An 8,302-nucleotide genomic window follows, 5' to 3' on the forward strand; every position below is an offset into this window, starting at 1 on the left:
ATTGATTTTACTATTTTAAAGCAAAAAAAATGCCAGATATTTTAATATCTGACATTTTGTCTGTACTATTTTATAATTAATTCTAATTACTGCTTAAGAGTGATATTTATAGTCTCATTTTCACTGTCAAATGATGTTATCAAAACATCTCCCTTTTTAAACTTATCAGAAAGAATTGTCTCTGCAAGCTTGTCTTCCAGGTATGATTGTATTGTACGCTTAAGCGGGCGTGCTCCATACTGTAAATCATAACCCTTTTGAGCCATATATTTCTTACTTTCATCATCAACGATAAGTTCGAATCCGAGCCCTTTTACTCTATCTATCAGTCCCTTCAATTCCAGATCAATAATCTTAATGAGTGAATCCTCTTCAAGTTGCTCGAAGTTGACTATCTCATCAACTCTATTTAGGAATTCAGGTGCAAATGATTTGTTCAATGCCTTTGTAGTTACAGAACGTGCATGCTCTTTATCATTTCCTTTTGTGCCGGCATTGAATCCTATTCCGGTACCAAATTCCTTAAGCTGACGTGTACCTACATTTGATGTCATTATAATTACAGTATTTTTGAAGTCAACTGTTCTGCCACTACTGTCAGTTAGTCTTCCTTCATCCATAACTTGTAACAACAGGTTGAACACATCCTGATGAGCTTTCTCTAATTCGTCAAGTAGTACGATAGAGTAGGGTTTACGTCTTACCTTCTCGGTCAGCTGTCCGCCCTCTTCGTATCCAACGTATCCAGGAGGAGAGCCAATAAGTCGGCTGACTGTAAATTTCTCCATATACTCACTCATATCTATTCTTATCAGTGAGTCGGAAGAGCCGAACATGAACTTTGCAAGTTCTTTAGCAAGATATGTCTTTCCAACGCCGGTAGGACCAAGGAAAAGGAATGTGCCTATAGGTTTGTTTGGATCTTTCAAACCTACTCTGTTTCTCTGAATTGCCTTAACTACAGTCTCAATTGCCTTGTCCTGACCTATAACATTACCAAGTAGGTTTTCCTTCATTGTAAGAAGTCTCATGCCCTCAGCCTGAGCCATTCTTTGAACCGGTATTCCTGATATCATGGAAACCACGTTGGCAATATCCTCTTCGTTTACTGTTTCACGATGTTCTTTTTGCTCTTTATCCCAGTTGAGTTTCATCTCATCCAACTTTGCAGTTGCTTCCTTCTCTTGGTCACGGTAACTTGCAGCAAGTTCAAAGTTCTGTAATTTAACAGCCTCGTTTTTCTTGTTTTGGAAATCGAGAATAGTTTTTTCTTGTTCTTCAATCTCCTTAGGTACTGTGATATTGCCCATAAGAGCTCTTGAGCCTGCTTCATCCAATGCGTCTATCGCCTTGTCTGGGAAGAATCTGTCGGTTATATATCTGTCAGTTAGTTTCACGCAAGCTTTCAAGGCATCATCTGTGTAAGTTACATTGTGATGATCCTCGTACTTATCTTTTATATTAGTAATAATCTGAAGAGTCTCTTCCGGATTTGTAGGTTCCACAATAATCTTCTGGAAACGACGTTCCAAAGCACCGTCTTTTTCTATACTCTCTCTATATTCGTCGAGTGTAGTAGCACCAATACATTGTATTTCACCTCTAGAAAGAGCTGGTTTCAGAATATTAGCCGCATCCATACTGCCTGATGCAGCTCCTGCACCAATGATAGTGTGAACCTCGTCTATGAAAAGGATTATATTAGGGTTGTTTCTCAGCTCGTTAAGTATCTCCTTTATTCTCTCTTCAAACTGTCCTCTATATTTTGTCCCTGCCACAACAGATGTCATGTCAAGTGTCACAATCTTCTTGTCAAAGAGAGTTCTTGACACCTTTCTTTTAGTTATATTGAGTGCAAGGCCCTCTACTATAGCCGATTTACCTACTCCGGGCTCACCAATGAGGATAGGATTGTTTTTCTTTCTTCTTCCAAGAATCTGTACAATTCTATCTATCTCTTTCTCGCGTCCAATAACCGGATCTAGCTTTCCCTCAAGGGCAGCTTTCGTCATGTCTATGCCGAAAGAATCTAACATAGGAGTCTCATTAGCAGACTTCTGATTTTTTCTGGTTGTCTGTTGCGGACCTGAAGAACTTTTTTTTGCTTGGTGGCATTTCAAGATCTTCATCATCTTCATCCCCATAATAATCTGAAGCTCCATGTGTTTCATGGCTTACTTTCAACTCATTATAGATGGTATCATAGTTGAGGTCATGACCTTCAAGAAGACGGCAAATATTTGTGTTTCTTGACTTCATAATAGCAAGAAGTATATGTTCTGAGTCAGAAGCAGGACTCTGCAAGAGTTTTGCTTCAAGAATGCTTAGTTTTAAAATTAATGATGCTTTTTCATTAAATCTGATTGCTTCACTGTCGGTATTGTCACTTGCTTCATTTCTCAATATACTCTCAATCTCATTCTTTAATTGTCTGAGATTGATATTCATATTGTTCAATATATCAATGGCTTTACCCTCTCCATCTCGAATCAGTCCCAACATCAGGTGTTCAGGACCTATATAGCCGTTTCCAAGGCGGTTAGCCTCTTCTTTGCTATACATTATGATATCAGACACTTTTTGTGTAAATTGATTGTTCATATATTAATAATCCTCCATTTTTTAGATTAATAATGAATACTACTATAACGACCAATAGTATCTTTTTGAGATAAGCAAAAGGAATCTATAATGACTTATCCTATATTGCTTCGTTATAAATAGAAACATTACAAAATACGTGCCAAAAAGTCAATTGTTTACCAAATAAAGAAGTTTTATATATAGCAAGCCGCTGTTTTAATGTTTTTGTTATTCTATATATAGTAATTAACAAACTACTATCGTAAGAGGTTCATTATTCCTACAAAAATATAATAATATTTCAAAGACAATATACTATTTTTCTTTGTAAATGAATAGGTATTTGACATAAAATATGCAATCTTTTTTTCTTCTTTATTATATATACTATTTATCTTTTGGATAGCTATTTTTTGATGATAATAGCATTTAACTTTTTTGTCGGTTTTATTTCGTATATTGTATAAAAATTGTAATTTAGCATGGTTTTTGAATGACCAAATAATATTGTGTAATAAATTTTCTTTAAATGTTGGAACAAGACAGAATTATAAAGGTTAACATAGAAGAGGAGATGAAGTCATCGTATATAGATTACTCCATGTCGGTAATTGTTGCGCGTGCTCTCCCTGACGTTCGAGATGGTTTCAAACCGGTTCATCGCAGGATCCTTTTCGGTATGATGGAACTAGGTAATACCTCAGATAAAGCATATAAGAAATCAGCCAGAATAGTTGGTGAAGTATTAGGTAAATATCACCCACATGGTGACTCTTCAGTATATGGTGCTTTGGTGAGAATGGCTCAGGATTGGGCGATGAGATATCCGATAGTTGATGGACAAGGTAACTTTGGTTCTATTGATGGTGATAGCCCGGCTGCCATGCGTTATACAGAGGCGCGTTTGAAGAAAGTCGGTGAGGAGATGATGGAGGATCTTTATAAAGAGACTGTTGATTTTCAGAATAACTTCGACGATACACTTCAGGAGCCTACTGTTATGCCTACTCGCATACCTAACCTATTGGTTAATGGTGCATCTGGTATTGCAGTTGGTATGGCTACAAATATGCCTCCTCACAATCTCTCTGAGGTTATTGACGGATGTGTAGCTTATATAGATAATAATGAAATTACTATAGAGGAGTTGATGAATTATGTTAAGGCTCCTGACTTCCCAACTGGTGGATATATATATGGTATAAGTGGCGTGAAAGATGCTTTCCTAACAGGTAGAGGACGTGTTATAATGCGTGCAAAAACTGAGATAGAGAGTCATACAAATCACGATAAAATAGTAGTTAATGAGATTCCTTATAATGTAAATAAGAAGGAACTTATTGAAAATATTGCTTCTCTTGTATCAGATAAGAAGTTAGAAGATATTTCATATATAAATGATGAGTCTGACCGTGAAGGTATGCGTATTGTTATTGATTTGAAACGTGATGCTAATGCTAACGTTGTCCTCAATAAACTCTTTAAAATGACTGCTCTTCAGGCATCTTTCGGAGTAAACAATATTGCTCTTGTACATGGTCGTCCACAGATGCTTAATCTTAAGGATCTTATAAGCAATTTCGTTGAACATAGACATGATGTAGTTATTCGCCGTACTAAATTCGATTTACGTAAGGCTCAGGAACGTGCTCATATCCTTGAAGGACTTATCATTGCATCAGATAATATTGACGAAGTAGTAAGAATTATCCGTGCCGCTAAAACACCGAATGAGGCAATAGAGAATCTTATGAATCGTTTTGAACTTGACGAGATTCAGGCAAAGGCTATTGTTGAGATGAGACTTCGTCAACTCACAGGACTTATGCAGGATCAACTTCATGCTGAATATGAAGATTTAATGAAACTTATAGCTTCATTGCAAGAGATACTTGATAATCCTGAAGTATGCTGGAAAGTTATTAAAGATGAACTTATTGGCGTTAAGGAGAAATTTGGTGATGCTCGTCGTTCTGAAATAGTATACTCTTCAGAAGAGTTCAATCCTGAAGACTTCTATGCTGATGATCAGATGGTTATTACTATCTCTCATCTTGGATATATCAAACGTACTCCATTGAGCGAATTCCGTACGCAGAACCGTGGTGGGGTAGGATCTAAGGGTAGTGAAACTCGTGATAAAGACTTTGTAGAGTATATTTATCCAGCTACTATGCACAATACTATGATGTTCTTTACTCAGAAAGGTAAGTGCTACTGGCTTAAAGTATATGAAATTACTGAGGGAACAAAGAATTCAAAAGGACGTGCTATACAGAATCTATTGAATCTTGATAAGGATGATAGCGTTACAGCTTTCCTTCGCGTTAAGACTCTTACTGATACAAATTATATCAATTCACATTACGTTCTCTTCTGTACTCAGAATGGTGTAATCAAGAAGACTTTACTTGAACAGTATTCTCGCCCTCGTCAGAATGGTGTTAATGCTATCACTATACGTGAAGACGACAAGGTTATAGAGGTAAGAATGACTAATGGTAACAATGAGATTCTTATTGCAAACCGTAATGGTCGTGCTATACGTTTCCATGAGAGTGCTGTACGTGTAATGGGTAGAACAGCTACCGGTGTTCGTGGTATCACTCTTGATGAGGATGTTGTAGATCCTAATGATCCAAATATAGTTGATAAAGATGAGGTAATAGGAATGATCTGCGTTAAGGATCCTGAGAAGGAATCAATTATGGTTGTTTCTGAGCAGGGCTATGGAAAACGTTCTGAAATTGAAGATTATAGAAAGACAAATAGAGGTGGTAAGGGTGTTAAGACTTTGAATATCACAGATAAGACAGGTAAACTTGTTTCTATAAAAACAGTTACTGACGAGAATGACTTGATGATTATAAACAAATCAGGAATCACTATTCGCCTCGGTGTTAAAGATGTACGTATAATGGGTCGTGCTACTCAGGGTGTACGTCTGATAAATCTAGAGAAGAGAAATGACACTATCGGATCTGTTTGTAAGGTAGTTTCTGAATCAGAAGAGGATAATGTTGTAGATATGGATACAGATGATAATGATGTAATATTGACAGAAAACCTAACTGATGATTCTCAGTATGATGATAACGAATCATTTGATGATGATTCTATCGATGAAGAAAATAAGGAAGAATAAATATTATTATTAAATCCGTAAAATCATGAAGAAAGTATTATTCACGGTTGCTCTTATGCTCACTGCTTGCTTAGCTCAAGCTCAGGTAAGCGTTGTAAAAGAGGCAAAATCAAACAAAAGTAAACCTGAAGAAGCTGCAAAAATCCTTGAGCCAGCTTTGACAAACTCTGAAACGGCTGGAGATCCTGAAACATGGAAACTTGCTGGTGATTTTCAGAAATCAATTTACGATGAAGAGAATATGAAATTATTCTTGCCAGGTGGAAAAGCTGATACAACTAAGTTGTATAATAGCCTTGCTAAGATGTATGATTATTATCTGAAATGTGATGAGGCTGAACAGTCTAAAGTGAAAAGTGGCGAATTGAAAAAGCAAAATACAGAAAAAAGAATGCTGAAGTGTTAGCTAAACTTCGTCCAAATTTGACAAACGGTGGTTCTGATTATTATAACAATGGTAATTATGAGAAAGCGTTGAAGTTCTTTGGTATGTTTGTTGATGTAGTTAACGAACCAATCTTTGAAGAAAACCAGGTTGTAAAACAGGATACATTGATTCCTTTGATATCTTGCTATGCAACTTTAGCTGCTAATTCTTTGAAAGACAATAAAGCAATCTTGAAGTATGGTGCAATAGGAAAGAATCATAAGGATGAGGGTTATAGAGCTCTTATGTGCCTTGCTGAAGTTTATGGCAACAAGGAGACAGGTGACTCTGCAAAATGGCTCGAGACTATTAAAGAAGGTTCTGAGAAATTCCCAAAACAGGAATATTTCGTTGGAAACATCATGGATTATTATATCCAGAAAGGTAAATTGGACGATGCACTAAATCAAATCAACTCTCTTATTGCAAAAAATGAGACTCCTTATTTCTTGTATGTAAAAGGTATCATCCTTTATGAGAAGAAACAATATGATGCAGCAATTGCTGAATTCAACAAAATCATAGCTAAGAATGCTGAGTTAGTAGCTGAAGCTTATTCAAAATTAGGCGATTGCTATTTCTTCCCAGCTCAGACTATTGTTGAGGAGAATTCAAAACTTGCTATCGGAGATGCAAAATATACTGCTAATGAAGCTAAGATCAAGGATCTTTACTTGAAAGCTAAACCTCTCTATGAAAAGGCTAAACAGTTGAAACCAGACAACAAGCAGCTTTGGGGTAACTATCTTCTAAACATCTATTGGAAACTTAATAAAGCTGAATATGAGGCTTTAGAAAAAGAATTAGGTTATTAATATTCTTTTACCAATATAGAAACGAAAACGACTTCACTTGTGTGAAGTCGTTTTTTTGTATAAATGGAGTGGCTATTTGAAAACTATAGATTTTGTTTCACATATATTATATTTCTATTTTTTATAAAAAATGATATGCTTTATTCGATAAATTCTACCTCAAGTAATACTAGCATTTTAGGAATAATATAAATTAAGCTATTGGTTAGTAACATAATAAGGTCCCTTGATTAAAAGTAAAATAGGCAAAGACGTCGCCGGCTGTCACAAGAACTTTAAGAGTTCTTTCTGGAGTACCATTTGGGAGAATTGTAACAATAAGTTTTTTATTAATAATTTTTATTGATGCAAAACTAGTCTCAATTTTATATAAATCATTATCCCGTATAAATTCTTTACAATCATTTTTATAGATTTCTGTTGCATTTATTAGCCATGGAGAATAATTAAGACATGAGAAAGTGTATTCACCACCTGCAGCGGGAACTATTATATTATTATAATCAGAAGTTTAATTTCGTTTTCCCATTTCATAGCTTCCCATTTTCCATCTTCATTATCACATTTGTCACAGCTCTGAAAAATAGAAAAGAGTGATATTAATACAAGGTAAATTAAGTTTCTCATAAAATATTATTTAAGTTATATTGTTTATTCTATCCCAAAACTGAGATCAGTTTGCCTTCTGTTTTGATATAATAGATTTTAGTGTGTATTGTATATGTTGATATAATGATTCTTTTGTCTCTGGCAAGACAATTTTTTCTACAGAGAGTACATAGTTATATCCTGGCTCATACACAAAACCGGATACTCTGTTAAATGGTCCAACTCTCCATTCATCCGATTCGTTTTCTTTATATTTCATGCCTGGAGATGGTTGTATATTTGCATCATCTATTATTTTAAATGGCTCTGTTTCAGATGAAATATATAGTGTAGCATCTGATTTTTCTCCTTTTGAAATTTCAGATTCAATTTTAATAAGTTTATATCTATAACATGAAGCATCTTGAGGTGGATCTGCTAATGTAGTACGTTGCACGCTCAATTTGTATTCATTACCGCGATTGAAATTAAATCCTTCAATTTCTTGAAATCCCATGAATTGATAATTACTATTATTATTTGCCTTAACAGTCATTCCTTCAATAACAAAAGGAGAGAGTATTACTCCGGAGAAACTAGTATATGGAGATATATAGATTTCTACTTTATCTATCTTATCTTCTGATTCATCATCATTAATGCAACTAACAAATGCCATAGAGTAAACAAGTACTAACAGCAACATAAAAAGGAACTTTTTCATAAGTATTTATTTATTGTTAT

Annotated in this window: 3 protein-coding genes and 2 pseudogenes; 2 read left to right on the top strand and 3 right to left on the bottom strand. The window is 35.1% G+C overall.

What is annotated here, in order from left to right; all coding sequences use genetic code 11:
• Positions 1-86: 86 nt before the first annotated feature.
• Positions 87-2,601, bottom strand: a pseudogene (locus JCM15092_RS15250) (ATP-dependent Clp protease ATP-binding subunit).
• A gap of 511 nt (positions 2,602-3,112) precedes the next feature.
• Between JCM15092_RS15250 and gyrA the strand changes: the two are divergent.
• Both gyrA and JCM15092_RS15255 read left to right on the top strand, forming a co-directional pair.
• Positions 3,113-5,728, top strand: a complete 2,616-nt coding sequence (gyrA, locus tag JCM15092_RS06770) for a DNA gyrase subunit A (RefSeq protein ID WP_024994002.1) — start codon at positions 3,113-3,115, stop codon at positions 5,726-5,728.
• 25 nt (positions 5,729-5,753) lie between these two features.
• Positions 5,754-6,970 (top strand): annotated as a pseudogene (locus JCM15092_RS15255) (tetratricopeptide repeat protein).
• Positions 6,971-7,459: 489 nt separating this feature from the next.
• Here the strand turns inward: JCM15092_RS15255 and JCM15092_RS17200 are convergent.
• The gene (locus JCM15092_RS17200) at positions 7,460-7,597 is read right to left on the bottom strand and encodes a hypothetical protein (RefSeq protein WP_159101377.1); all 138 of its coding nucleotides are present in this window, start codon (positions 7,595-7,597) and stop codon (positions 7,460-7,462) included.
• A gap of 46 nt (positions 7,598-7,643) precedes the next feature.
• Entirely contained in the window at positions 7,644-8,282 is a 639-nt protein-coding gene (locus JCM15092_RS16545; protein WP_024994003.1) for a DUF4377 domain-containing protein, read from the bottom strand.
• Between the last annotated feature and the right edge of the window lie 20 nt (positions 8,283-8,302).

Origin of the sequence: Phocaeicola paurosaccharolyticus JCM 15092, from assembly GCF_000613805.1 — a bacterium.
Classification (GTDB): Bacteria; Bacteroidota; Bacteroidia; order Bacteroidales; family Bacteroidaceae; genus Phocaeicola; species Phocaeicola paurosaccharolyticus.

Excerpts from the sequence above, each read along its gene's own strand:
- JCM15092_RS17200 (WP_159101377.1), bottom strand. The coding sequence starts at position 7,597 with ATGAGAAACTTAATTTACCTTGTATTAATATCACTCTTTTCTATTTTT.
- JCM15092_RS16545 (WP_024994003.1), bottom strand. The coding sequence starts at position 8,282 with ATGAAAAAGTTCCTTTTTATGTTGCTGTTAGTACTTGTTTACTCTATG.
- gyrA (WP_024994002.1), top strand. The coding sequence starts at position 3,113 with ATGTTGGAACAAGACAGAATTATAAAGGTTAACATAGAAGAGGAGATG.